General features: G+C 35.7%; 24 protein-coding genes. 3 read left to right on the top strand and 21 right to left on the bottom strand.

Annotation, left to right across the window (positions count from 1 at the left end; all coding sequences use genetic code 11):
- Positions 1–42 precede the first annotated feature (42 nt).
- From BUB90_RS24165 to mgrA, 8 genes are all read right to left on the bottom strand, one after another.
- The gene (locus tag BUB90_RS24165; RefSeq protein ID WP_278277316.1) at positions 43–168 is read right to left on the bottom strand and encodes a hypothetical protein; all 126 of its coding nucleotides are present in this window, start codon (positions 166–168) and stop codon (positions 43–45) included.
- 238 nt (positions 169–406) lie between these two features.
- Entirely contained in the window at positions 407–1,060 is a 654-nt protein-coding gene (locus BUB90_RS20455; RefSeq protein ID WP_330393817.1) for a GDSL-type esterase/lipase family protein, read from the bottom strand.
- Between the two features lie 226 nt (positions 1,061–1,286).
- The gene (locus tag BUB90_RS20450) at positions 1,287–1,724 is read right to left on the bottom strand and encodes a hypothetical protein (RefSeq protein ID WP_073290955.1); all 438 of its coding nucleotides are present in this window, start codon (positions 1,722–1,724) and stop codon (positions 1,287–1,289) included.
- Positions 1,721–2,173, bottom strand: a complete 453-nt coding sequence (locus BUB90_RS20445) for a LytTR family DNA-binding domain-containing protein (protein WP_073290952.1) — start codon at positions 2,171–2,173, stop codon at positions 1,721–1,723. Before BUB90_RS20445 ends, BUB90_RS20450 begins: the two co-directional genes overlap by 4 nt.
- A 129-nt stretch (positions 2,174–2,302) precedes the next feature.
- The gene (locus tag BUB90_RS20440) at positions 2,303–3,697 is read right to left on the bottom strand and encodes an alpha/beta hydrolase family protein (RefSeq protein WP_084139404.1); all 1,395 of its coding nucleotides are present in this window, start codon (positions 3,695–3,697) and stop codon (positions 2,303–2,305) included.
- A 146-nt stretch (positions 3,698–3,843) separates the two neighbouring features.
- Complete coding sequence (locus BUB90_RS20435) at positions 3,844–5,130, bottom strand: condensation domain-containing protein (RefSeq protein ID WP_073290949.1); 1,287 nt, start codon at positions 5,128–5,130, stop codon at positions 3,844–3,846.
- A gap of 96 nt (positions 5,131–5,226) precedes the next feature.
- Positions 5,227–5,745 carry a TetR/AcrR family transcriptional regulator gene (locus BUB90_RS20430; RefSeq protein ID WP_073290946.1) on the bottom strand — a complete coding sequence of 173 codons (519 nt, stop codon included), beginning with the start codon at positions 5,743–5,745 and terminating at the stop codon, positions 5,227–5,229.
- Between the two features lie 318 nt (positions 5,746–6,063).
- A complete protein-coding gene (gene mgrA, locus BUB90_RS20425) occupies positions 6,064–7,053 on the bottom strand; it encodes an L-glyceraldehyde 3-phosphate reductase (RefSeq protein ID WP_073290944.1) in 990 nt (329 codons plus the stop codon).
- Between the two features lie 231 nt (positions 7,054–7,284).
- Between mgrA and BUB90_RS20420 the strand changes: the two genes are divergently transcribed.
- Positions 7,285–8,205, top strand: coding sequence for an AraC family transcriptional regulator (locus tag BUB90_RS20420; RefSeq protein WP_073290942.1), 921 nt, complete (start codon positions 7,285–7,287; stop codon positions 8,203–8,205).
- Positions 8,206–8,296: 91 nt separating this feature from the next.
- Here the strand turns inward: BUB90_RS20420 and BUB90_RS20415 are convergent, their stop codons facing one another.
- Positions 8,297–11,113 (bottom strand): glycoside hydrolase family 3 protein, encoded by a 2,817-nt coding sequence (locus BUB90_RS20415; RefSeq protein ID WP_207650260.1) that lies wholly within the window; start codon positions 11,111–11,113, stop codon positions 8,297–8,299.
- A 327-nt stretch (positions 11,114–11,440) separates the two neighbouring features.
- Here BUB90_RS20415 and BUB90_RS20410 point away from each other — a divergent pair, with 327 nt between their 5' ends.
- The gene (locus BUB90_RS20410) at positions 11,441–12,334 is read left to right on the top strand and encodes an AraC family transcriptional regulator (protein WP_242952582.1); all 894 of its coding nucleotides are present in this window, start codon (positions 11,441–11,443) and stop codon (positions 12,332–12,334) included.
- An 18-nt stretch (positions 12,335–12,352) separates the two neighbouring features.
- On the opposite strand, the gene BUB90_RS20405 is transcribed toward BUB90_RS20410, so the two are convergent.
- The 11 genes from BUB90_RS20405 to BUB90_RS20355 form a co-directional block, all read right to left on the bottom strand.
- The gene (locus BUB90_RS20405) at positions 12,353–13,297 is read right to left on the bottom strand and encodes an alpha/beta hydrolase (protein WP_073290940.1); all 945 of its coding nucleotides are present in this window, start codon (positions 13,295–13,297) and stop codon (positions 12,353–12,355) included.
- Between the two features lie 436 nt (positions 13,298–13,733).
- Positions 13,734–14,168 (bottom strand): threonine/serine exporter family protein, encoded by a 435-nt coding sequence (locus BUB90_RS20400; RefSeq protein WP_073290938.1) that lies wholly within the window; start codon positions 14,166–14,168, stop codon positions 13,734–13,736.
- Positions 14,165–15,025, bottom strand: coding sequence for a threonine/serine exporter family protein (locus BUB90_RS20395; RefSeq protein WP_084139403.1), 861 nt, complete (start codon positions 15,023–15,025; stop codon positions 14,165–14,167). The genes BUB90_RS20400 and BUB90_RS20395 overlap by 4 nt, the downstream gene beginning before the upstream one ends.
- A gap of 238 nt (positions 15,026–15,263) precedes the next feature.
- Positions 15,264–16,616: a hemolysin family protein gene (locus BUB90_RS20390; RefSeq protein WP_073290936.1), complete on the bottom strand. Its 1,353-nt coding sequence runs from the start codon at positions 16,614–16,616 to the stop codon at positions 15,264–15,266.
- A gap of 50 nt (positions 16,617–16,666) precedes the next feature.
- Positions 16,667–17,014 (bottom strand): type II toxin-antitoxin system PemK/MazF family toxin, encoded by a 348-nt coding sequence (locus BUB90_RS20385; RefSeq protein ID WP_073291039.1) that lies wholly within the window; start codon positions 17,012–17,014, stop codon positions 16,667–16,669.
- Positions 17,015–17,300: 286 nt separating this feature from the next.
- The gene (gene alr / locus BUB90_RS20380; RefSeq protein ID WP_073290934.1) at positions 17,301–18,491 is read right to left on the bottom strand and encodes an alanine racemase; all 1,191 of its coding nucleotides are present in this window, start codon (positions 18,489–18,491) and stop codon (positions 17,301–17,303) included.
- A gap of 37 nt (positions 18,492–18,528) precedes the next feature.
- Entirely contained in the window at positions 18,529–20,058 is a 1,530-nt protein-coding gene (locus BUB90_RS20375) for an NAD(P)H-hydrate dehydratase (protein ID WP_073290931.1), read from the bottom strand.
- Positions 20,055–20,423, bottom strand: a complete 369-nt coding sequence (acpS, locus tag BUB90_RS20370; RefSeq protein WP_073290928.1) for a holo-ACP synthase — start codon at positions 20,421–20,423, stop codon at positions 20,055–20,057. Before acpS ends, BUB90_RS20375 begins: the two co-directional genes overlap by 4 nt.
- A gap of 13 nt (positions 20,424–20,436) precedes the next feature.
- Positions 20,437–21,042: a hypothetical protein gene (locus BUB90_RS20365; RefSeq protein WP_073290926.1), complete on the bottom strand. Its 606-nt coding sequence runs from the start codon at positions 21,040–21,042 to the stop codon at positions 20,437–20,439.
- Between the two features lie 102 nt (positions 21,043–21,144).
- Positions 21,145–21,798 carry a redox-sensing transcriptional repressor Rex gene (locus BUB90_RS20360; RefSeq protein ID WP_073290924.1) on the bottom strand — a complete coding sequence of 218 codons (654 nt, stop codon included), beginning with the start codon at positions 21,796–21,798 and terminating at the stop codon, positions 21,145–21,147.
- Between the two features lie 67 nt (positions 21,799–21,865).
- The gene (locus BUB90_RS20355) at positions 21,866–22,558 is read right to left on the bottom strand and encodes an MgtC/SapB family protein (protein ID WP_073290922.1); all 693 of its coding nucleotides are present in this window, start codon (positions 22,556–22,558) and stop codon (positions 21,866–21,868) included.
- Positions 22,559–22,870: 312 nt separating this feature from the next.
- Between BUB90_RS20355 and BUB90_RS20350 the strand changes: the two genes are divergently transcribed.
- Positions 22,871–24,862, top strand: a complete 1,992-nt coding sequence (locus BUB90_RS20350) for an ABC-F family ATP-binding cassette domain-containing protein (RefSeq protein ID WP_073290920.1) — start codon at positions 22,871–22,873, stop codon at positions 24,860–24,862.
- A gap of 165 nt (positions 24,863–25,027) precedes the next feature.
- Here BUB90_RS20350 and BUB90_RS20345 read toward each other — a convergent pair whose 3' ends face one another.
- A complete protein-coding gene (locus BUB90_RS20345) occupies positions 25,028–26,200 on the bottom strand; it encodes an ISL3 family transposase (protein WP_073289584.1) in 1,173 nt (390 codons plus the stop codon).
- Positions 26,201–26,321 lie beyond the last annotated feature (121 nt).

Genomic DNA, 26,321 nt, shown 5'->3' with positions numbered 1-26,321 from the left:
TTCTCCTTTTTATTATTTTGCTATCAAGTAGCTATTCTTATCTTAATCATCATTCATACCAGTCCAGTCATCTCCATACTTAGCAAGTGGATAGTCACAAAATCCTTGATTCTCTAGCTCTTCCAAAACTGTTATATTACTGTAAGAAACATAAGATCTCTGATACATTCCTCTTTTATACTCCAAAACCCCTATACATTATTATATAACATCATTTCCTATATGTTAGTATATCTGTATATTTATGTCAACATTACAAGTAACTTCTCGTTTATCTCGAATTACACAAGATCCAATTTGACACATAGATTTTACTACCAAAAGAAAATAGAGATAATTCACTAACCTCTATTAGCAAATCATCTCTATTTTATAGTTAATATAGATTTCTTCCATATTTTTTCGATTATATAATCCCATAATAAAATCCTTCTGTTAGCTCTCTAATCCTATCAACTACTAGATTCGCCAATTGCTTATGTCCTTCTTCATCAAGATGTTCACGGTCGGTTTCACTAGGCTTTGCTACTGTGGAAGCATCAAGGAAGGAGCAACTATTACTCAGTGCAATCTTTCTAAGCTCTCTAGACAGCTGTAGAGACACCTCCACCGATTTTTCATCAAACTCAGGGTCAAATCCTTCTTCTCCTACTCCTCTTGCTAGATGAATTGGCGATACTATCACAATCCTTGTCTGGCTTCCTGCAAACTGACGAACAGTCTCTATAATTTGTTCAATTCCTTTTGCAATCGTGCCAGCAGACGCACCATATCTTGTCTTGCAATCATTCGTGCCTAACATAATGAAGATGATATCGATTGGATTATGGGATTCTATTACCATACGAATCGCATCAATTCCTTTACGGTTTGGACGTATCTCATCTTCAAAAACCGTCGTTCTTCCACATAATCCTTCCTCAATTATGGCATACTCTTCTCTACCAAGAATCTCCTGCACTCTCCCCGTCCAACGTACCTTTTCATCATATCTACCAAGTCCGTCCGGTCTATATCCATATGTATTGGAATCTCCAAAGCATAATATTCGTTTCATCATAACAGCACACTCCTTTCAATGTCGGGAACTTATGTATACTATCACACCAGTTGAAATAGTTGCTACTTATTCCTCATTTTGTTTTCATATTATTTAAATAGGAATTATATGAATTAATTCTACATCGAGTGAGTAGGAATGTCAAGGGAAAAATCGCCATTCTATAAAACTATAGAATGGCGATTTTTCATACTCCTCAAATGTACACTTGTATAGTGCGTTTTTTCTAATTAGTTCTCCTATACTGCTTCTGAAAGGCCTTTAACTCATTTGTAATCGTATTCGCCCTTTGTAGCCCTATTAGCCATAAGAATACTTGGACCAAAACTGCTACAATGAGAATGGATACCACGAACGGAAGACCGATTACTTTATTCCATATACCCATAATTTTAGAGAATGCAATTAGTTCGATCTCTAATAAGCATAGATGAAGCACTTTACGGATTACTATTTGGCGTAATGTTAGCTCTATCTTTGAATACATTACAATAGATGGTAGAACGGAGATAAAGCCTATAATCACAGGTGAAAACATGACTTCATAGGTAAGTAATCGATCACGCTCCCAGAGTAGCCCCATGACTCCCATTACAATGGTAATTATTGTTGTTACTATAAAAAACATATTTAGTAATTTAATTGCAAAATCTTTTTTTGTCATGATGCACTACCTGCCTTCTTAATCTTCTTTCGAAAACTACTTGCATACTGTCTTGATATAATTACCTCTTCGCCATTGATTAAACGTGCAGTAAATCGGCTATTCAACGCTGGCTTTAGATGGTCAATCTTTAGTAGATTTACGATTGACGATTTGGAACAACGAACGAATTCATATCTCCCATACAGTTCTTCGAATTCATATAGTTTCATCTTCAACTCATAAACATTCTTTTTCAGATATACATATACATGATTATCTACGGACTCAAGATAATAGATGTCTTGTACTGGTACTTTATATTCTTTATCCTCTTCGTAAACAGGCAATGTATTTCCTTTGGATTTAATATAGGTAACAATGTCAGCAATCTCTGTTCGTACCTCATGGCATTCTATTACGACTTGTTCCTCGAATTCCCTGTCAATCTTATGTACACGTACTCGCATGCTCTAACTCCTTGCTAATTGTATTTTCTGATTTTGAAATAACTTCCTTAATTATATCATATTTTCTATATACAGTTAGAAAGAATGTTAAGCTATATGATTCTAAAGCATTCTCTTATCAAATTTACTCTATTCATACTGACTTGCTATCTCACAATTGCCTTCTCCTTTGAGATAGTAATCAAAATATGTTAACACAATTTCATTCATTTTCTTTATACAATGTCTTACATCAATCTTTCCGGTACCCAACTGTTTTGCCAAGAACGGCGAAAACAGCGGCAAGTCTGTGAAATTCATATGTTCAGAATCTCTGATTACGGTATACCGAGCATCTTTGGCATAGTCAGTTGCTACCATGTTGGCATATGTATCTTTCACTGTTAAAGCCTCGGTGTAATGACTTTCATTGTAGATATTCAATATCGGAACTGGATATGGAGTCTGATTAAGTCGCTCTTTTCCCTCTACAACCCCAATAACTTCCCCAAACATAGTTCCATCAATTACAATTACCGCATCAATGTCCTTTCTCTCTCTTCCAATTGCAGCTGCGGTAGCTCCTCCTAATGAATGGCCGAAAACACCAATTTTATTCTTATCAATTAATGAATAAACAATCTGCATCTGTTCCGTCGTACTTTTTGAATCCGATGAATTGGCTTCCTTATCCTGCACGCTTTTCATAGTTTTAGCATCTACTTGATTCACACCTGCAAGAATGGTATCCAATGCGAAATTCATATCTCCCGTACGGATTTTCAACCATTTTTGCGTAATCTCATAGTTTTCTTCTTCGGAATACTCTCCATTACTTGCATTCACAGCCTCTTTTAGGAATGCAAAGTTTACATATACATTTTTGCCATTCGTTTGTTTTGTCACAAACGAATGATAGGGATGTTCCAAGCTACATACAACGTATCCATGACTAGCCAACTCTTCATATGTGGAACGATTGCTGTTTCCAATTCCAAATGCCCCATGTGAAAATACCACTAACGGAAATTGTTGATTTTCTTCTCCAACTTCTACATCTGGATACCAAAAATTCATTGTTACATTACGTTTTACCTCAGCCTTAGCATATGTTTCCTCACGACTTTCATCTATTACGGTATATCTTGCCGTTGCTACTTCATACGAACCAGTCGGCTCAATGGGCTGATAACTTGGGAATATAAGCATAGGAATGAATGCGATTAAAATTATTAATGTTCTATGGACAAATCGCATTACAGTCTTACTTACACGAAAATTATTTATTTCCTCAAAATTATTTTTCCTTTTATATTTGATCAATATATAGATTGCCCATACTACTTGTATACTCATAATTAGATATAGTACTTTCACCCGAAAGGTCCACTCCACACATCCAGTGAAGATAAGTAATGTATCAATCACCATGCATACACAATACGCAATTGCTCGATATAATTTATACTCTTTCTTTGTCCCTATGCTCAATACCATCGCCGCTACTTCTATTAAAACCGCTACTACTACAAATATTCCTATCATTATACTCTCTCCCTCATCTATTTATTTGACCAATTTGATAAATAACTTTTTCTATTTACCTCCATCTTGTGGTCAAGATTTCTTGATAAGTAGAGAATACTCGAATGGCAATATTCTTTCAATATTAGGTGTGGTAAGTTACAGTTTTACTTTGTAAGTTGCATTACAGAATCGCACAGAACTTCCATAGCTTCCTTAAAGAAACGTAGATTTTCTTGTTCCTTTTCGTCCTTCTTAATTTGGAGAGTAACCGTCATCGATTCTCCAATCGTAGCGATACCGATTATTCTCTGGGAATTCAGCACAAGAGGTGGAACGAACGTGAAATCAAGTAATTGTAAATCACCATAGATATCTTGAATTGGTAATTTCGTCAAATTGGTTATACTAATTCCCTTAGGATTACCTAGATAGCCAAACATAGAAGCCAGTTGCTTTGCAGTTTTATTCTCATATCCGTCGCACGCAGCAAAATAAATTGCATCTTGTAAACTTCCTGTGATGCCTCCCATGAACTGAAGTAGAAAGTATTTTTTCTTTTCATTACGTAATTTCTTATATAATGCGTCTTGCACCATATGAGCATTTTCAATAAAACTCTTGCCACAATCATATTTGTTTTGTGTTGAAACACCTGTGGCGAAGTTTCCCATACCTTCATAAGCTGGCTTTCGAATACTAACGGCATGCCCAATGTCTGACTTCTTATTCGCAGCTTTTAACAATGCCGTTATGATTATTGTGTTTAGAGTTACATTATTCTTCTTTGATAACTCCTTTATATGTACATATTCTTCTTTTGAAAATGTTTTGGTTACTATATGGGTATCTACATTTTCGTGATATCGTTTTGCCATGTTATAGTATTCATCTGAGGTAAACACTTTACCCGTCTTACTAAACTTCTTGTTCAGCCCTTTCATCATAACTCGCATTAAAAAAGTTAATCTACTCTTCCTTGGTAGGTCCTCCATTGGAAATAATTCAATCGGTTTAGTCTCAATATCTTTCCCTGTTAATGCACACATTATATCTTGTACAAGGTAGGCATATGATATCCCATCTCCCATAAGATGGTGTGCAACCAAAAGCAGCTCCGTTTTACCCTCTTTATAAGAATAGAAAAATCGAATCAAATTACCTTGTTCCGGTCTGAAAGGTTCTTTTGCCTCATTTAATGCAACTTCTTGCCACGGCTCCACATACCCTTCCATGCAATATCTACCATAGGTTTGAGGTTTGTAATACGCCTCATGATTCGAATCGAACTCAATGCAACAACTGAGTATCTCATTGGCCTTCGCTGCCTTATTAATAGCCTCTTCAAACTCTAGCTTAGGTACTATATCGTTAATGGTTGTCTGAATTACTATATTAGGTGTTGGTGAATACACCCATGTTCTTTCTTTATTAATCTTTAATAGAGCATTCATATGAATTACCTCCCTTTCTTTCTCAAAACATGCGTACTTTAGCTCACAAGCCAAAGTTACGTGAAAAAATTTATCCTTCACATTTATCCCATTCTCCTAAGAATACACCTTTTCAAATCCTTGCTCCGCCTTTAATAATAATTCTCTTATATTCTCTTCCTTCACTTCCACATCGTTACTTGCTACAATGGTGGCAATACCATGGGCATAAATCCACATGTTTAAGAATAGATAAGACTCCTTGTTAGGTAGATTAGCCCCTTTCACAAGCTCCTCAACTCCCTGTAAGGAATAGTTATTTCCCATAGTAATAAATCGGAATAGATTCCTCTCGCCCTTCGCTGTCATTATATACGATACTCCTACTGCTAAGAATTCAATCTCGTTAGTATTTCTTCTCTTGTATACTTCTTGTTCAAAAAACTTACATGCTTTTACGTAGACTTCCTTCTTTAAGTCCTCCATATTCTTGAATATGTAATAGATTGGTTGTGTGGAACACTGAAGAATATCGGCAAGCCTCCTCGTTGTAATAGCTTCAAAGCCCTCCTTCCTCATTATGTCAAATGCTGCTTCAATAATTTGTTCTTTATCTACTTTGTTTTTCGGTGGCATAATATAAACATACTCCTTCTTTTAATTTAGATACGTGATCTGTTATCAAAATCATTATTGGTAATACATTGTTATTCTATAGTTCATAATAGTATTATAACATTGTTATATAACAATGTTATAATACTATTTACTAAATATGTCAAGTTAAACCATATTGTATAAACACCCTCTGTCGTAAACAAAAATAAAGTCCTAAAAAGCATACATGCTTAACAGGACCTTATCTTTATCTTGATTATTTCTATTGTTACTTATATTAATTTCCTACTGTTGAAAATCTTTAAGTACGAAGTTTGAGTTACTTATATTAACTACTTATTTATTTGCTAAAATCTCTTCAATTAATTGAAGTTCTGCTTCTGTAAATTCTAATTTATCTACGATGCCGATATTATCTTTAATTTGCTCTACTCTACTTGCACCGATTAATACTGTTGTAACTCGATCACGTAATACCCAAGAAAGTGCCATCTGTGCTAATGTCTGTCCTCTATCTCCAGCCACTTCATTTAACTTAGTAACTTTGGCTACAACTTCTGGAGTTATACTATCTTCATGTAAGAAGAAGTTCCTTGTAGCACGACTTCCTTCTGGAATTCCATGTAGATATTTGTTCGTTAATACTCCTTGCGCAAGAGGACTAAAGCAAATACTACCTGCTCCAACTTCATCTAATGTATCTAGTAAATGGTCTTCTTCCACCCAACGATTCAACATACTATAAGATACTTGATTAATAAGCAATGGTGTTCCATTGGCTTTTAAAATCTCTGCTGCTCTTCTTGTCTGTTCTGAATTATAGTTCGAGATACCTACATAAAGTGCTTTTCCTTGACGAACAATATCGGATAAAGCACCCATTGTTTCTTCTAATGGAGTTTCTGGATCAAATCTATGATGATAGAAGATATCAACATAATCTAGTTTCATTCTCTTTAAACTTTGGTCTAAACTCGACATAAGATACTTTCTTGACCCACCATCTCCATAAGGGCCTTCCCACATTCCATATCCAGCCTTCGTTGAGATAATCATCTCATCTCTATATGGACGTAAATCACTTTCCATAATTCGTCCAAAATTATCTTCTGCTGAGCCAGGAGTTGGACCATAGTTATTGGCTAAATCAATATGTGTGATACCTTGATTGAATGCTTCGAAAATCATCGCTCTTTGATTTTCATAAGGATCTACAGATCCAAAATTATGCCATAATCCAAGGGCAACTCGAGGTAATTTCACCCCGCTGTTTCCACATTTTTTATATTTCATATGTTCATATCTGTTATTATTTGCTTGATACATCTTATATCTCCTTTCAATCTTTGAACTTTACTAGGTTATTGTAAAACTCTTTGTAATGGTGCCAAACAGTATCTACTATAATTTATTGGTTGATTTGTTGATTTTATTTTAACCCTTATTGTTTTAATTTAAAATGTAGCAGACCGTCCATCTCTTGTACTATAACGACTTATAATTGTATTTACATAATACATCATATGTGGTACAGTACTTTCAAAGGAGTGATGAACCGTGTATTTTTGTTTACAGACAGACAACCTACCTAAGGTATCCTATATGAGTCGTAATATTACACCCGAACACTGGACTCATCTTAGCCGTGTAACCGACGAGTATATTCTATATATCATTAATTCTGGAACCTTGTACCTCAAGGAAGGTGATTATGAATATGAGCTGCATGCTGGAGATATACTTTTGCTAGAACCTGGTTATCCCCACGAAGGATATAAGGAAAGTTCCTGTGACTATTATTACATACAGTTCTCCGAGAATACATTTACCACCTTTGACTGTAGCAAGTTTGATACCATTGAAAGTATCCTACTTGCAAATAAGCGTCTTTTCTACAACTGCGATCCTCTTAGTTACGAGCCTTATACCCAATCCAAATTATTTATTCCCAAGGACCTTTGTATTACTGATTCCAGTGTTTTAACTCGGATTGATCAATATATGCAAGAAGCATTGTTTGCATTTAATGGGCAAAATGAACATTTCAAACTCATTTGTTCCTGTAAATTAATCGAGATACTTACTATTCTTTCTTCTTATTTTTCAGAAAAAGTGTTTCATGAAACAAATAGTCGCGGTACTATTTCTGGACAGATGAATAAGACTAGGGAACTTCTTTTGCTACTACGTAGCTCCTATGGTGAGAAATTAACGGGTGATATGATTTCAAATAAATTAAATATAAATTTTGATTATCTAAACCGAGTATTCAAAAAACAAACTGGTTTTACCATCTTCGGATATCTGAATACTATTCGTATTAACAAGGCAAAGGAACTTCTGCTGACTGGTACCATGAAATCCTATGAAATTGCGCAAATGGTTGGATTTAATGATGAATATCATTTTAGTAAAGCCTTCAAAAAAAGCGTTGGCCAAACTCCAACGCAATTTTTACATCAGACAAGCAAGCAGTAATGCAAAACTCCCCCACATTGTTATGATTCTAAACAATGTGAGGGAGTTTTCTATCTTAATTCATCTTCTTTATATTTGCAATATATCCAGATTATTCAATGTCTCTAAACTCAATATGTTCAATTTTCATGTCATCTGTCATTCCAGATAGACCGATTTCATATTGTCCATCACCAAGTTCTACACGTGTAAGACGAATTAAAGTCCATTTATCATCTGTTCCATTCACTTGCATTACTAAAGCAGTCTCTCCATTAATCAATAATTTACATGCAGATTGTGCCTCATTTCCCTTATTGTTACGTACTTTACCTACTAACAGGTAAGTTCCTGCTTTTGCTTCAATAATACTATTACCATTTTCCTTCATTGGAACTTGATTATTCTTCGCAATATTCACAACTTCCCCATCTTCCACTTTCTTCTCCATAGGGGAGTAGAACTGTACTGAAGAACTGAAATCTTGCTTTCTTCCGAACACAGGTGCATGCATCAAAAACTCACAGATATTCATAGCACAACGTTGTAATTCACCAATTGTTAAGCTACCGTTCTTAACTGATTCAACGGTATTATCATTCCAAGTATTAATCTCAGCTCCATCATTAGCAACAACCATGTACAAATCATTCTGAGAACGAACCATAGCGGCTGTATTCGTTGCAGTACCTTCTCCGCCTTCGATCGGATCATTCATCTTAGCCCACCAGTCAGTCATAACGATACCATTAAATCCCCATTCGTTACGAAGTACTGTTGTATTCAAGTCGTAATTCGATGCATTCCAAAAACCATTAAGAGGATTGTATGTTGTCATGATCGAATTGGCTCCGCCCTCTTTCACGGCAACTTCAAAACCTTTTAGGTAGATTTCTCTAAGTGCACGTTCTGATACCACCGCATCTACAAAACTACGACGATATTCTTGATTATTACATGCAAAATGTTTTAATGTTCCTGTAGATCCTCCAGCTAGAATACCTTTTACTTGAGCTGTAGCAAATTTTGCTGTAATAATAGGATCTTCTGAGAAATATTCGAAGTTACGGCCATTTAATGGGTGTCTACGGATATTCATACCTGGTCCTAATAGCGTATCTACTTCATTACGAAGTAATTCTTTTCCTTCAAATACATACATCTCTTCAATTAATTCTGCATCCCAAGTAGCTGCTAACAAAGTTCCGATTGGTACTTGTGTTGCCTTGTATCCACCTTCCATACGAATACCAGATGGTCCATCTGCTGCACAACCTAGTGGTATTCCATATCCGAATAAGGAATCACCAACTCCACCAAATGCTGCCGCAGTTCCAGGTGTTACCTTAACATTACACATACCTTCTCCACGTACAATGGTTGCTAATTCAGCAGTTGTTAACTGCGCGATGAATTCCTCCATGGTAGCTTTCTTATCTGCAACATCACGAAGGGTAATTCCCTTGTTTCCTGTTTGAGGATATGTTGGTGGTAAGTTTTTCTCGATTCTATCTTTCATGGAATACGATCTTGTTGGAACAGCTTCATAAGTAAGCTCATAGGCTCCATTATCAAGACGTTTACCTGGTTTCATTCTTGTGAACTCTTTAATTGGTGACAACGCTTCTTGTAACTGTGCTACTACTTCCAACTCGTCTACTACATATCCTGTCTTATCTCCAGTAGATGTCTTAAATGCCACACGCACGCAATTTCTTACACTAGAACCAACATAGATTCCATATTCACCTGCTTCAAGAACCATGCATGATTTATGTCCAGTAACACCGCTATCATCATAAGAAGCCAAATCAGCTACCTTGAACTCAATTACTAGATTTTGTTCTTCACTAGGAGCAAGTACTTTTGTCTTAGCGAAAGTAACTAATTTCTTAGCTGGTTGACCAAGTTTACCTTGTGGTGCTTCAACATACACTTGTACGGATTCTTTTCCTGCGTAAGTAGCGCCTGTATTCTTAACAGCAACCTGTAACTTGATTGTCGATTGGGAATCTTTATCAACAATAACCTGTGCATTTGTACTTGTCTCAAATGTTGTATAAGATAAACCAAATCCAAATTCATACTGAACCTTCTCTGGTGCAAATGTTTCAAAATAGCGATATCCTACATACACATCTTCTCTATAAAGATTTACATCTGCATCTCCGTAATTTTCATGAGATGGATAATCTTCCAATTGGTATGCAATCGTATCTGTTAATTTACCACATGGAGTCACATCACCAACTAATACATCAGCTACTGCGTTTCCTCCTTCGATACCGCCTTCCCATACATAGATAATACTTTGAATTCTGTCTTTGAAACGTTCGTCTTCCGCCCAGCTCATATTGATAATATTTGATACGTTTAGCATAACTACAACTTTATCAAAATATTTTGTTACAGTTTCAAGAGTATTAATCTCTTCTTGTTGTAAAAGGAAGCTTCCTTCTCCTGGTGTATTATCTTTGTCTTCCCCAGCATTTCTTCCTATAATAACGATTGCCTTATCCGAATGTTTTGCTGCTTCTTTGGCTAACTCATCCGTTACTGGCATTTCTTTTTGGCAATGTGGTTCTGCTGCCCAAGCTCTTCCACCGTCATCAAATGGATTTTCTTTAATCCATTCTTCATATACACTCACTAGATTTTCATTAAGTTCAACATCTTTCTTAGTACGTAAACCTTCTACGATGTTTGATGTATATAATACATTAACGGAACCACCTGAACCTGTTCCTGTACGATAATAATTAATCTGTGCTCTACCAAAAAGTGAAACTTTCTCTCCTTTTTGAAGTGGTAACACGTTCTTATCGTTCTTTAATAATACCACACCTTCTGCTGCTACTTTTCTCGTAAATTCTGCAAACCCTTCATAAGGTACACCGATTTTATGTTCTTTTATATATTGTTGATCCATATTTGCCTCCTTGTTTAATCCTAAGCTCTAGAACTTCGTTCTATGGCTTACTTATCGGGTGAAATTAAATTAGATTGTTAACTTATGACTCCAACGAGCCAAGTTTTTTACTTTGTTCGGGCTTTGTTACGGGCTTCACTACGTTCTTCCCTAAGCTCTAGAACTTAGTCCTATCGCTTACTTATCGGGTGAAATCAAATACTCACTTCGTGAGTGCTTGATTTCCTTCCGATAAGTAACATTATAGCCAAACCGGTTTAGATATGATATAATTTTCCTATCAAAAAGTATAACTATTTTGTCGTATTTTATTGGAAAGGAGATTATATGATTGAATATCTAGAACAAAAAAAGGAGTTAATTAACGGGATTCCCTCCAATTATATCTGTGACATCCATACGGTGCATAGTGCAGGTATCTCCTTTCCTGCTCATTTTCACAGTTATATTGAATTGCTGTATGGGTTAGAAGGTCGTTTCAATGTATTACTTAATGGAAAATACCATTATTTTGCTAAGGGTGATCTTATTTTAATTAACTCCAAGGAGGTTCATCAAGTCAATGCACTTGATGAGTTCGGTGGTAACTATATTGTTCTTCGTTTTGAGCCTGAAGTAATCTATAATAATATGTTTCAGAATTATTCAGAATTGAAATACACCTTACCATTCTTGATTGAGAATCCCAAACAACAAAAGGTAATAACAAAAGACTTACTGATAAATACAAGTATACCTGAATTACTATGGGATATTCATAAGGAGATGGAAGAACAAAATTATGGTTATGAACTGGCTGTTCGTAATCATATTGGCCGAATCTTTTTATGGATCTTACGCTATTTTCATACCAATAATCCAAACGGTATATTCCAGTTCAGCGAAGATGAATTATATCTAAGGAGATTACAACCCGCACTTGATTATGTACCAGACAATTATATGAATGAAATAAAGACGCCTGATATGGCGTCTCTATGTAATATGAGTTCTAGCTATTTTTCACGACTCTTTAACCGGATTATGAACATGACCTTTAATGATTACGTAAATCATATTCGTCTAAAGGAAGCGGAGAAACTTCTTGTATCAACCGACTTGAATATCACAGAGATATCAAATCAAGTAGGTTTTAACACAACAAGTTATTTCATCAAAATCTTCAAAGAAAATAAAGGTACTTCTCCGAAACAATATCAGAAGGAATACCTTAATGATTAGTATATTTAACGTATTGATTTAGACTGCTCTGCTACATCGCTCGAAGAATTCCTTGATCTTTTCCTGACAATGCTCTGTCTGAACAAGATAGCTTTGTCCGTGACCTGCACCCGGTACCGTTTCAATATATCGGTCTGCTTTACAAACTGTATAGTTTTCCTTACTCATGTAAGAAGGAACGAATCGATCGGACTCACCATGAACGAATAGCACTGGTCTTGTATTCTTCTCCAGTGCTTCCTTTGTGTTCATCTCACCCATATTAAATCCAGCAATCCCACGACACAACAGACCAAAAATCGGAATAAGGGGGAACGCTGGCAGATGATAGTATTCCTTTGCAACATGTTTATATATCTCCCTTGGTGAGGTATATCCACAATCAGCTATAATTCCCCTAACGTTAGAGGGCAATTCAAGTCCACTTACCATCAGTACCGTAGCTGCTCCCATAGATACTCCATCTAATATAATTGGTAGTTCAGACCCTAGTTTATCATTCAAGAATAAAATCCATTGTTCAATATCATATCGTTCCTTGATTCCAAATGTAATGTATTTGCCTTCACTAGCACCATGTGCTCGTTGATCAATAATTAGTAAATTACAATCCTCTTCATAATAGAAACTACAGATTGCTCCAAAATCATTACAACCATTTCCACGAAAACCATGTACACAAAGCACGGTTCTTTTCGGGTTTTTCGCACGAATCAAATATCCCTTTAACTGCAACCCATCTTTGCTAGTAATAGAAACTTGCTCTGGATTTTGTTTATTTACCCAAGCCGTACCATCTCGAATAGTTTTCTCAAACTTCTTCCAGCTCCCCGTATACATATGCTCATCATCTGGCACTTTCACTCCATAGCGATAAATTGCATAACGAAAAAATCCCACTTCTATTAGACAAATTATAAGTATAAGAAGCAGAATTAGAACCCCAAGAATTTTTATTATCATGCTCCATACCTTCTTTCATTTATTAAATCTAGGCAATAAATCAGAATTAAACTAAACTCTAAAACTCTAATTTTCTCTACTCTATTCTCTATAGATAAACTAAGATCAATTTAACTCCTCCACTACATACCAATACATAGTAAAAGCAAAACTCTCAACATATTACATTAGCTCCTTAGTTTGCGTATTATGACTAAGAAACGATAGCGTAATACCTGTAGTTTATCTTAGTGTGTGCTGGATAGTATAGGAAGACGAGGCAAGGAGGCCGAGGCAGCCTGAACCGCGACAGGATGTCGCGTTGAAGGCGTTTCCGACTCCTCTACAGAAAATGTAATGCACACACTTAGAAAAACTAAGGTATGTAACGTGTTTCGTGTCATAATACGTAAACTAAGAAGCCTGTTACACCTATACTGAGTTTTGCCCTCACAACCTACCTCCATTGTTTCTTCAATTGTATAATTTTGAATATAGAATCAATTATAAAGATTGCTAACGCAATTACCCCTGCAATCTGTACCGTTTGAGATAGATAGTAAGAAGACAAATCCATATTTCCTTTGAAGGCATAGTAAGCAGTACGATACATCCCAGCTCCTGGCACCATTGGCATGATTCCTGGTATTAAGAAAACCGTTCCAGGTGCCTTTAATAACCTTGCAAATATATGAGAAATCAAAGCAACTACCATCGTAGCTGCAAAGGCTTGCAAAACACTTAATGTTGGATAACTGGCCTCCATTAATAAGTAAACCCACCAACCAATCGCTCCAACAGCTCCTGAATACAGTATTAATTTCTTTGGAACGCCAATAACGATTGACATTCCTACTACTCCAAGGAATGCACCAATTATTTGTAAAATCATATCATCCTACCTCCAACTACTGCTACCCCGAACGCCAAACCTATACCAATTCCAACTGCAACACATGCCGCTATAACGAATGCTTCGATTGCACGACTACCGCCTGAAAGGTAGTCCCCCTGTAAAGTATCACGAATGGCATTGGTAATTGCAACTCCAGGTACTAATGGCATAATAGAACCAACAATTATAATCTCTACAATAACTGAATTATCTAATACATGTGCATATAACATCGTCGCTACCGCTATAATAAAAGAGGATAACATATCCGTGATGAAATTATTCAATTTCACTCTTCCTGCAATGTGTCTACAGGCTACAATCCACAATCCGTTAATCGCTGCTAAGGCAGAGGCTAAAATTCCACCTCCAAGTAATAAGGTAAAGAAAGATGAAGTCATGATAATTCCTACATAGACCATACTATTTGGATATTCTTTTTTGTCCTTAATGCGTAACAATTCTTGATACGCTTCTTCAACTGATATCGCACCACAACACAGCCTACGTGACACACCATTTACTTCGTATACCTGACTAAGATTCGATTGTTTTTCACTTACTCTTGTTATCTTCGTAATTGCATCAATACTTGGATCTGCAAGTGTAACAAACAAGCCCGTTACTGTTGCGAATGTTTCCGCAGTTTCTAGACCTGAAGTATGAAGAATTCTACAAATTGTATCTTCTACACGATACGTTTCTGCACCGCTCTGTAACATAATCTTCCCTGCCAACAATGCTGTATCCATTAATAACCTATACCTGGCTTGTCTCTCTTTTTGGGAGATGTGTTCTCTCTCCATACTTTCTTTCATATCCATACTCTCAGGTTCAAAAACATCTTCGTTCATAAATTACCTTACCTGCCTCCTAACGTAAACTTAACTGTGAATTGTTATACAAACTAACATACTTTTTTCATGATTATTTCACAAAATGAACACAATTGCAATCTATAATTATATTCAGATAGTAAAACAACTATCTACTCCCACCCTATTATACGAGTGGTAATACTTTACACTATGAAGTATTACCCACAGTAAAAGAACGCCTACCTTAAGCGTTCTTTTACTGTTTATACCTATTTTATTCTAGCTCTAATTCACCTAACTCTATAGGCTCATCCTCAAGTTCTTTTGTAACTCGCACAAAACGAATCATCTTGTACTTAACATCCAAGATTTCGAATAGATATCCCGCATAAGAAACAGAGATATGTTCTCCTTCACTTGGTATTCTATTCAGTAATGATGTTAATAATCCATTCAATGTATCAAAATCTTCTTCCTCAATTTCTATACCTAATGTATCCTCAATATCATCAAGGCTAGCCAATCCTTTCATTAAGTATCGACCCTCACCTTGTTTGATAATTAATTTCTCATCTTCATCATATTCATCTAGGATATTACCCACGATTTCTTCAAGTATATCTTCCATGGCCACTAAACCTGCAGTTTGTCCATATTCATCAACTGCGATTGCCATATGTATTTTCTTTAATTGCATGTCATTAAATAATACATCAATATTCTGTGTATCAGGAACAAAATATGGTTTTCTTGCAATCAGTTTAAGTGGCTTATTCTTAAACTTGGAGGACATGTAACATCTCGTTACATCTTTCACATGAAGGATACCGATAATATTATTAATGTCATCTTCAAACAATGGAAATCTAGAGTAGCTCTTCTCTAACATAAACCGTAACGTCTGTTCTACCGTTAGATTACAATCAATTGCTACAATCTTTTTTCGATGAGTCATAATGTCTTTAACTTCCTTTTCATCGAATTCAATAATATTCGATATCATTTCCGCTTCATTTGACGCAAGAACACCCTGTTCTTGGCCTTCATTAACCATCGACATGATTTCATCTTCCGTAACATTTTCTTCCAAATCTTCTGGTTTAATATGGCACAAACGCAAAATTAGATTCGTAGTCTTCTCAATTAAGAATGCAATTGGTGTTACCAATCGAATAAAGAATAGAACCACATTCGCAATTCCATACGCAGCCTTATTAGAATCCTTAAGGGCAAGTTTCTTTGGAAAAACATCACCAAAAAGAATACTTATGAACAAAACTAAGAATACGAAGGCAACTGTCCATGCCTCTTTTGTTATCTCAACTGGCAAACCAAATTGCTCTGGAAATCCAATATCTCTAAAAGTATATGCAATATCTCCAGCACAGATATATCCCACTAATACGCTTGAGGTTGTCAATATGACTTCTACTGCATTCATGTATTTATCTGGCTTTTCAATAAAACCTAATAGTACTTTAGACTTATCATCTCCATCTTCTGCTCTTTTTCGTACTGTTACTTCATTAATGTGTTCAATTGCTCTCGCTCCATATGATATAATGGCTTTTAATACTAGAAGTAACAAAACTACAACGATACCTAATATCGGATAACCATCCTCCATGTAAAATCTTATCTCCTTTATAATGTACTACAATTGACTCATACCAGACCTTATGTATCTAGAGAGAAACTAATAAGCAATGCTTTATCAATCTTTTTCAGTACATCTTGATCCAAATGACAAACTTTCTCCTTAAGTCTAGTTTTATCAATTGTTCTAATCTGTTCCAGTAAGATAACAGAATCCTTAACAATACCATATTTCTCTGCATCAAGCTCTACATGCGTAGGAAGCTTCGCTTTATTCATCTTTGATGTAATTGCTGCACAGATTACTGTTGGACTATGTTTATTTCCTGTATCATTCTGAATGATTAACACTGGGCGAACGCCGCCCTGTTCTGATCCCACTACGGGTCTCAAATCTGCATAAAAAATGTCACCGCGCTTAATTATCACTTTATTCACACTCCATTTATTGGCTTTAGCTTTATTATTGCCAGTTTTGACCTGTGTATTCCTAAAGTGTACTATTTTTCTACGGTTATTATTTGGTAAATTACTTCTAACTAACAACAAGCCTCCTAATAGCAGGGCATACCTTACTTCTAATCCTAAAAAAATTCACTTAGTTACTGCTTTGAACCATTCACTACACATTACAGTCCAAAATGAATATCCTTTCATCTTGTGTGCATCCAACTTCAATAAGTTGGTAAAGTGAACAATTACTTTGTCTTTAAACTTAAATTAACAATTCTAAAACTTGATGCAGACAATTATAATAATCTGCTGTACCAACTTTCTTTCCTTCTTTATAGTATACTCTCGGTACACGCTTTCCTATGTCACAAACAAGTTCATAATTAAATGATCCAACCAGATTTGCAACTTCTTCTATTGAAATAGATTCGTCCCCATCTTGGCCAATCAACGTTACCATATCCCCTTCTTTTACATCTGGGATATTCGTAACATCTACCATAAACTGATCCATACATACTCTACCAACGATTGGAACAGATTTACCATGTATTAAGACTCTTCCTTTTGAAGAAAGTTGTCTTGGATAACCATCTGCATAGCCAACTGGTATTGTAGCAATAACGCTATCATGTTCTGTAATATACGTACTATTATAACTAATTCCCGTACCAGCCTCAACCTCTTTCACATAAACTACATTACTTTTTAATGTTAAAGCTGGTTGTAGCATTAAACTGTTCTTGTTTACTTCATCTGAAGGATACATACCGTAAGTAACTATACCACTACGTACCATATCTAAGTTTGCTTCTGGTAAATCAATAATAGAAGCACTATTCGATACATGTTTTACTGGTATATGTATACCTTCCTTTTCCAATTTATCAGCAAATACTAAAAAACGACTTAACTGCTTCCTAACAGATGTCTTATCTGATTCATCTGCACACGCAAAATGTGTAAATAACCCCTCAATAATGAGGTTTGGTAGCTTACTGATTTCTTTAATAATCTGAATACTTTCATCCGTATCTTTGAATCCAATACGAGTCATTCCTGTATCAATTTTAATATGAATCTTAGCTTGCTTTCCAAGTGAAACTGCTATATCAGAGAGCCTTTTTGCCATATCATATTGAAAAACCGTCTGGCTAATATCATATTTTAATAAGTCTTCATATTGTTGATGTGGTGTAAATCCCAAGATTAATATTGGCTTTTCAAACCCCGCCAGACGAAGCTCAATACCTTCTTCGATAATAGCAATTCCATAAGCATCTACTTTATCTTTCAAAGCAGTTGCTAATGCGACAGCACCATGACCATAACCATCGGCTTTAATAACTGCCATAATTTTTGTATTATCGTTGATATTCCTTCTTACTTCATCGATATTGTTACAGATTGCATCGAGGTTAATCCGAGCCTCAACTCTGTAGTATTCATTCATGAAAACTGCCTCCTTACACTGTTAGCTATACATTCATTCACTCATGAAGTACTAATGGAAGTGCTTCAATTATATCACTTGCAATCAAAGAATACACGCTCTTTGATTCAATTGCTTTATCTCCCGCAAGTCCATGCACATACACACTTAGAGCTGTAGCATCAAAACGATCCATACCTTGTGCTAACATTGCTGCTATAATTCCTGTTAATACGTCTCCCGCTCCCGCAGTAGCCATTCCATTGTTTCCGGATAGATTAATGTAACTATGAACTCCATCTGAAACGATTGTCCTCGCATCCTTTAATGCCAACACATACCGTTTACCCTTTACTGCATTCACAGTAACTGGTAACAGATTTTCCTTAACATTGAATACTTCACAATCTAATAACCTAGACATTTCCTTAAGATGTGGCGTAACAACTACATTCTCTGGTAAATCAATGTCACAATAACATTCTTTCTCATTATCTTTGGAAATATACTGGCTTTTACCTGCCAACATCGTAATAGCATCCGCATCGATAACAATCGGTACGTTTGTATGATTCAAAACGATATCTAGCAAATGATCCGATGCTGCAGATATTCCAATACCTGGGCCGATAACAATTGAGGTAGCCCATTTTAACTCTTGAATAATACGGTCAACTTCTAATTTGTTCTTCAAATTGCTTGGATCGTATGTAGATAGAATCGCCTCCGGTAAAAGGCTTTGAATAATACTACGATTATCTTCCACCGTTAGTACTTTCACAAGTCCTGCTCCAGTACGACAGGCTGCTTTAGCAGATAAATAGCAAGCGCCTGACATATTACGAGAACCAGCTATGATTAGCACCTTACCAAAGGTACCCTTATTCGAGTAGTTCTTTCGTAATGGTAATCTGGTTAAATCTTCTTTCTCATAATAAAAAACAGATGGTTTCACATATTCGATTGCCTTTTTAGGGAAACCAATGTCAGCAACTAGTATTTCACCAGCATACTCACAGCCTGGATATAATACTAATCCAATCTTATTAACACCAAATGTTATCGTATAATCTGCTTTCACTGCAATATTCATAACCTTCCCGTTATCCGCATGGATGCCAGAAGGAATATCAACAGAGAAAACTTTATTATCACACGTATTAATTGATTCTATTATTTGTTCAAACACACCTACCACTGGTTTCGACAGACCAATTCCAAAGATAGCATCTATTATAACAGTATATTCTGATACTTTCACATTGTTATAGACTTTCACATCCAAATTACGTGCAATAAATAGCTGTTGCTTTGTCTGGTCAGTGGCACGCTTTTCATCACCGATAATAAGTACATCAGCATTGTATCCAAGTCCCTTCAACATGCGAACGGTAGCGATACCATCACCACCATTGTTACCAGTCCCACATACAGCTAGGATTCGATCATTCCTAGTTATCTTTGATCGTATTAACTCAACAATTGCCATTGCTGCCTTTTCCATCAACACAAGGCTTGGTATACCAAGCATATTACTGGTATACTCATCTATCGCCTTCATCTTGGCAGCATCAACTAAATATTTCATGATTCTTTCCCTTCTGCTACTACAAAAGCATTCGAATATATCTTCGTATTTGTTATAGAAACATGGATTTTTGTAATACCACGTTCCTTTGCTATCTTAAAAGCGTTCCCATATAGGATTACATAAGGACAACCAAGTTCATCTCGAAGCACTTCCATTTCATTCAGCTCAAAACCATGAATCCCTGTCCCAAATGCCTTAGAAATTGCTTCTTTCACTGCAAAATTATCCGAAGCCTTTCTTTTATCCTCTCGTATAAGATCAATCTCACGTTCCGTAAAACATCTCGTAAGGAAATGTTCCTTCTCGCAAGCTTTCTCTACACGTTTGACTTCTATCAAATCGATACCAATCCCAATAATCAACGCTACTCCATCCTTACTCTTTGTCGTCCAATATATCTAGTACTGTGTTTCCTAGTATATCATGCATATAAGAATAAAGAGAGCTATTTTCTATTTCTTTATCCTGTTTTTGAATAATTCTTACTTTTAATGCTTCACGTGTCTGTCGAATCCACTGGTCTAATTCTTTAATATCCTTCTGATTATGTTTCAATTTCGCATAGCAAACTTTCATACTCTCAATCATAAGTTCTTCGTTTGCACGCTTAATTTCATATGGCATATCAAGAAGCGTATTATCTGCACTTTGCATCTTTGAATTGATTTCCTCTATAAATTGATGGCTTTTCTCCAGCTTTTTAGCCTTCAGCCTACCAGCTGGAGAACTATCAGGTTCCATATTGGCTACAATTTCACTCATTAACTTCTTCTTGAGTTTTTTCATATCTTTTATATCGTTAATCATCTTCCCTTGCTTCTTAAGCAGATTATTCAGATTATTCTCAAGTTGCTTAATAGCAACAGTCTTCTCATGTTCTGGAATAAGTTGATACCAGCGATCATCTAGAGTTAGTATTGGTAATTTCTTGCCATGTAATGCTTCCTTGAATTCAATACTCTTGTCCTTTTTTCTCGCCATAAGCTCTCCTCTTTTACAACTTTCAGTTCCAAATTTTTTCTTTAGATTTCTTAGTCGTTACCCCTTTTTGATCGTCAAGTAGTATTCTCATTCATAATCCAGTTACTGGTTTTCTTCTCTCTCTTGCTCTTCTCGCGCTTTTAAGTTGTACGATAAACGCATCAAACTTTCAGCAAGATGAACATTCTCTACCATAATATCCTTAGGTAAATTCAAATCTGTTGGTGCAAAATTCCATATTGCTTTCACGCCCCAACTTACTAAATCAGCCGCAACTTGAGGAGCTTTTGCTTTAGGAATCGTTAATGCCGCAATATGAACACTATTATTCTTAACAAAGTCTTCTAGTGTCTCCATCATTCGAATCTCATTGCCACGTATGGAGATTCCTTCAAGTCTTGGGTTCACGTCAAAAATACCTTTGATCAAAAAGCCTCTTCTTTCAAAATCTGTATAATTTGCTAATGCCTGTCCGAGATTACCTGCTCCGATAATTATTACGTTGTACTTCCTGTCGAGTCCAAGAATTTTCCCTATCTCTGTGAATAGATACTCCACGTTATATCCGTAGCCCTGTTGTCCGAAACCTCCGAAGTTGTTAAGATCCTGTCTAATTTGTGAAGCTGTTACTTGCATCTTCTCACTAAGTTCTTTTGATGAAATACGAACGACATCGTTTTCCAACAATTCACCTAAATAACGATAGTATCTTGGAAGTCTTTTGATAACTGCTAATGATATTTCTTTTTCGTACACAATGCACCCTCCTTATATCATAAACCCTTATTCTTCATTATAACTACTCGCTAATTACTTGTCAATTTTAGATATGATATGCCGTTGCTACCATTTCATGGCTTTTTATAACTTCTATGATTTCCTCAGTCGATTTATCTTTTATTTTGGTTGCACTAACGAATAGACCAATGGTAGAGTTACCCTCTTTATTACTCACTGTTTCAAAATGTATAATAGACATCTGATTTTCTTTCATAAACCCAATCATGGAACCAATTCCTTCTACACAAGTAACTTCTATGTAGAGTTCAACAATGTCTGATTTTGATAGTAAGAACACTTCAAATCCTTGTAAGATCTTCATACTAGCAAGTATGAAGACACAACCTAGAATAGCTCCTTCATAGAAACCTATCCCAATCGCTAGCCCCATACTAGAACAAGCCCATAAACCTGCTGCAGTCGTTAACCCTTTGACATGTTGCTTTGATGTGGTAAGAATTGTTCCCGCTCCCAAGAAACCAATTCCGCTAATTACTTGTGCTCCCATTCTTGTGGGGTCCGTATCAATCTTTAGTACTGCTATAATAAATTGACTAGTAATCATAACTAAGGCAGAACCGATACACACTAATATATGAGTTCGAAATCCCGCTGGTCTACCTTTTTTCTCTCGGTCAAAACCGATGATTCCACCGCACAAAAGTGCTAGAATCAATCGCACCATAATTGACAGATAGTTGAGCTCCCTCAAATTCCCAAACACTTCAATTCCCATAAATCCTCCGAATACTTCATGGTAAATATAGTCTCACGAAATTAATATTTAATTCCACAAAGATCCTATACTATTAAGAAACTTTATAAGAGCTTCTTATATATTATAGTATCTTTCCTAAAGAATTGCACCTATTTTCTACATAAAGAGTGAAAGAAATTGCGTAAATGTCTAGCATTCATTCCTTAAGTATGATAAAATAACTGATGATTTTCAAGAAGCACTTATCTAGGTCGACGGCGCCAATTCATAAAGGATTGCAATTAGCATCGTCGAGCTTCGAAAAAATGCGAAGAAAGGATGACCATAATCATGATTTTATCATGTAATAATATAAATAAATCCTTCGTTGGAAAACAAGTACTTACAAATGTTTCCTTTCACGTCAACGAAGGTGAAAAAACTGCAATTATCGGCGTGAATGGAGCCGGTAAATCTACACTCCTTAAAATAATAATCGGTGAAATGAGTGCTGATTCTGGTGATATTACATTTGCCAAAGGTGCTACTATGGGCTATCTAGCGCAACATCAAGCATTAACCTCACATCATTCCATCTACGAAGAACTTCTCGAAGTAAAAAAAGACGTTATTGAATTATATGATCGTATGCGTGCGTTAGAACTTGATATGAAGGAAGCTACTGGTGATGAATTAGAATCCATGCTTTCTACTTATGCCAGATTAAATCACGAATTCGAATTACAAAACGGTTATGCTTACCAAAGTGAAATCACCGGTATTCTAAAAGGTCTTGGATTTACAGAAGAAGAATTTAGCAAATCAATCGACAAATTATCAGGTGGTCAAAAAACTCGTGTTGCCCTTGGTAAATTACTTCTTACTGCACCTGATATTATCTTCTTAGATGAACCTACCAACCATCTGGATATGGAATCCATTGCATGGTTAGAAAACTATCTTCTTAACTATCGTGGAGCTGTTGTTATTGTTGCCCATGACCGTTATTTTCTAGACAAAATCGTTACGAAAGTTGTTGAAATCGAATATACGAAGTCGCAGATGTATCTTGGTAATTATACTGATTTTGCTAATAAGAAAGCTCTTGTAAGAGAAGCACAATTAAAGAATTATCTGAACCAGCAAAAAGAAATCAAACACCAAGAAGAAGTTATTGCAAAACTCCGTTCTTTCAATCGTGAAAAATCCATTAAGCGTGCGGAAAGCCGTGAGAAGATGTTAGATAAGATTGATCGTATTGAAAAACCAATTATGGAGCAACATCAAATATCGATTAAACTAGAACCCCATAATATAAGTGGCAATGACGTTCTTTCTGTTAAAGGATTATCGAAAGCTTTTGGTCCCAAACAGCTTTTCACTGATTTAGATTTCGAAATCAAACGAGAAGAAAAAGTTGCAATTATTGGTAACAACGGAACAGGTAAAACTACTATATTAAAGATATTAAATGGCTTGATAGATGCAGATTCTGGAGAGTTGCGTCTAGGATCAAAAGTTAAGATTGGTTATTATGATCAGGAACATCAAGTATTATCACCTGAGAAAACAATCTTTGATGAATTACAAGACACTTATCCAAATATGACGAATACGGAAGTTCGCAATATACTTGCTGCTTTCTTATTCACTAATGATGATGTCTTCAAACGTATCAAAGAATTAAGTGGTGGAGAACGTGGACGTGTTTCTCTTGCCAAATTAATGCTTTCCGAAGCAAATCTTCTAATTCTAGATGAGCCTACGAACCATCTTGATATTGCTTCTAAAGAAATACTAGAAGATGCTATTAACAATTATTCCGGTACCGTATTATATGTATCCCATGACCGTTACTTCATTAATAGAACGGCTACTCGTATTCTTGACCTAACGAACAATCAATTGCTTAACTACATTGGTAATTATGATTATTACCTAGAGAAAAAGCCAGAAGTAGAACGCATGTATCTGGGTAGCAACTCCTTTAAAGCAGGTTCCTCTAAGACTACTTCTTCTACTACCGGTACTACAACTGCTTCAGCAAGTACAACCTCTTCGTCTATTCAAACTGAAACAGTAACGGATTCTTCCGATACTAAGTTAGATTGGAAGCAACAAAAAGAACAGCAAGCGAAGGAAAGAAAACGTCAGAATGAACTCAAGAAGGTAGAGGACGAAATCACTGCTTGTGAAACTAGGAATGAAGAGATTGATTCTCTCCTTGCTCTTGAAGAAGTATATACCGATGTATCAAGATTACTGGAATTGAATAATGAAAAGAAATCCATTGAAGAACGTCTCGAAGAGCTTTTGGAACAATGGGAAGAACTGTCTATGTAAATATTGAGTATATTTGTATGTAATAAAGGCTCTTTGTCAAGTGTTGGGGTGCGAGGTGCGTTGCACCCGCACCAATACTGGATAGAGAGCTGTTTTTATGTTTTGTTCTATAGTATCTATTTCAGAGCATGCAAAAAAAGCCAAGTGCCAGTCTGTTAAATTATGTTAGTTGCTATGCAAGATTCTAGTACGGAATCTTTTGAAATTGCGTATTCCATAAGATGTACGTTTTATTACTTTGATTTTGTTATTAAAACCTTCCGTAGGTCCATTGGTGATTCTATATTTAAACGCATTTAGTATTCCTTCGGACCAATGTCTATAAGTAGCAGCACACTTTTCAAATTCAGGAATGTCGCACTTTTCAGCCATCTTAATCCAATCCCAAAAGTCAAGTCTTTGCTTTTTGTACTGATTGCATTGGCAAATGTCATAAAAATCTTCTTTTAGTCGATGAGCTAAACGTAAGTCATCACTGTATTGAAGCATTAAGTCACATGCTTTTTTACTTTCATCCTTTAATGTATAATATCTAGCAAGAATCAACTTATGGCTACGTTTGTAGTATTTACGTAGAGATGGAATCATTGATGTCTGTAATCTCTTTCTTACATTCTCAATTGCCCAAGTAACCTGTCTGATAAAATGATATTTATCAATAATAACCTTAGCATTCGGAAAATATGTATGCGCGATATCTACATAAGGTTGCCACATATCACATACAAAATATTTTACACGATAACGTTCTGAACGATTTATTTTTCTGAAGTATTCTGAAAGGTGAGGCTGCGTACGATCAGGAAGAATATCAAGGATAGTTCGTTTCTTAGGATTTACAAGAATACATTGATATTTACCTGTTTCAGCGTTACCTTTGAATTCATCAATTGAAATAGAATCACCTAATTTGGGGCAATCATAGCCTATGGTATCAAGTATACGAATCACAGTATTGATTGATAAATTTGTGATTTCAGCAACTTTTTTGATAGAAACGGTATTTCTAAGTAAATCAACAGTTTTCATAGTGAGTCTTCTGGTTCTTTGCTGGTATCTGGACAAGAATGAATACGATTCAAAAAAGCGTTTCCCACAAGAACAAATATACCTGCGTTTTCTTAAAACAAGATAGCAATCCTTCAACTGAAAAGGTAAATCCTTTATTTTTTGCATACGGTAGTCGTGAATTCGTTTTGTCTCGTTTCCACAAGCGGGGCATGTGTGTAAAGTAGGTTTTGTTTCAATGTGAATTTCAATAAAATGATCTGCTTGGGTAATTTTTTTTACTTTAACATCTTTTAAATCTAGTAATTTATTGATATAATTAGATAGCATTTATATGCACCTCCGAGTGATTGTTGGCTAGACTGGCACTTGGAGGTCTTTTTTATTATAAAATAAAATATTGGAGTTTACGAGTCTAAATCGTATACCCCAACATTTATTATAGAGCCGT

It is taken from the genome of Anaerosporobacter mobilis DSM 15930 (genome assembly GCF_900142955.1).
Lineage (GTDB): Bacteria > Bacillota > Clostridia > Lachnospirales > Lachnospiraceae > Anaerosporobacter > Anaerosporobacter mobilis.
This window is presented reverse-complemented; position numbering and strand designations above follow the sequence as displayed.

What these genes read in the sequence shown, in the direction of transcription:
- BUB90_RS20365 (WP_073290926.1), bottom strand. Translation starts at nt 21,042, where the DNA reads ATGGCGAGAAAAAAGGACAAGAGTATTGAATTCAAGGAAGCATTACAT.
- BUB90_RS20390 (WP_073290936.1), bottom strand. Translation starts at nt 16,616, where the DNA reads ATGGAGGATGGTTATCCGATATTAGGTATCGTTGTAGTTTTGTTACTT.
- BUB90_RS20435 (WP_073290949.1), bottom strand. Translation starts at nt 5,130, where the DNA reads ATGAATGCTCTATTAAAGATTAATAAAGAAAGAACATGGGTGTATTCA.
- BUB90_RS20455 (WP_330393817.1), bottom strand. Translation starts at nt 1,060, where the DNA reads ATGATGAAACGAATATTATGCTTTGGAGATTCCAATACATATGGATAT.
- BUB90_RS20440 (WP_084139404.1), bottom strand. Translation starts at nt 3,697, where the DNA reads ATGATAGGAATATTTGTAGTAGTAGCGGTTTTAATAGAAGTAGCGGCG.
- BUB90_RS20430 (WP_073290946.1), bottom strand. Translation starts at nt 5,745, where the DNA reads ATGCCACCGAAAAACAAAGTAGATAAAGAACAAATTATTGAAGCAGCA.
- BUB90_RS20405 (WP_073290940.1), bottom strand. Translation starts at nt 13,297, where the DNA reads ATGATAATAAAAATTCTTGGGGTTCTAATTCTGCTTCTTATACTTATA.
- BUB90_RS24165 (WP_278277316.1), bottom strand. Translation starts at nt 168, where the DNA reads ATGTATCAGAGATCTTATGTTTCTTACAGTAATATAACAGTTTTGGAA.
- BUB90_RS20410 (WP_242952582.1), top strand. Translation starts at nt 11,441, where the DNA reads ATGATTGAATATCTAGAACAAAAAAAGGAGTTAATTAACGGGATTCCC.
- BUB90_RS20445 (WP_073290952.1), bottom strand. Translation starts at nt 2,173, where the DNA reads ATGCGAGTACGTGTACATAAGATTGACAGGGAATTCGAGGAACAAGTC.
- mgrA (WP_073290944.1), bottom strand. Translation starts at nt 7,053, where the DNA reads ATGTATCAAGCAAATAATAACAGATATGAACATATGAAATATAAAAAA.
- BUB90_RS20355 (WP_073290922.1), bottom strand. Translation starts at nt 22,558, where the DNA reads ATGGGAATTGAAGTGTTTGGGAATTTGAGGGAGCTCAACTATCTGTCA.
- alr (WP_073290934.1), bottom strand. Translation starts at nt 18,491, where the DNA reads ATGAATGAATACTACAGAGTTGAGGCTCGGATTAACCTCGATGCAATC.
- BUB90_RS20350 (WP_073290920.1), top strand. Translation starts at nt 22,871, where the DNA reads ATGATTTTATCATGTAATAATATAAATAAATCCTTCGTTGGAAAACAA.
- BUB90_RS20400 (WP_073290938.1), bottom strand. Translation starts at nt 14,168, where the DNA reads ATGATTTTACAAATAATTGGTGCATTCCTTGGAGTAGTAGGAATGTCA.
- BUB90_RS20450 (WP_073290955.1), bottom strand. Translation starts at nt 1,724, where the DNA reads ATGACAAAAAAAGATTTTGCAATTAAATTACTAAATATGTTTTTTATA.
- BUB90_RS20375 (WP_073290931.1), bottom strand. Translation starts at nt 20,058, where the DNA reads ATGAAATATTTAGTTGATGCTGCCAAGATGAAGGCGATAGATGAGTAT.
- BUB90_RS20345 (WP_073289584.1), bottom strand. Translation starts at nt 26,200, where the DNA reads ATGCTATCTAATTATATCAATAAATTACTAGATTTAAAAGATGTTAAA.
- BUB90_RS20395 (WP_084139403.1), bottom strand. Translation starts at nt 15,025, where the DNA reads ATGAACGAAGATGTTTTTGAACCTGAGAGTATGGATATGAAAGAAAGT.
- BUB90_RS20415 (WP_207650260.1), bottom strand. Translation starts at nt 11,113, where the DNA reads ATGGATCAACAATATATAAAAGAACATAAAATCGGTGTACCTTATGAA.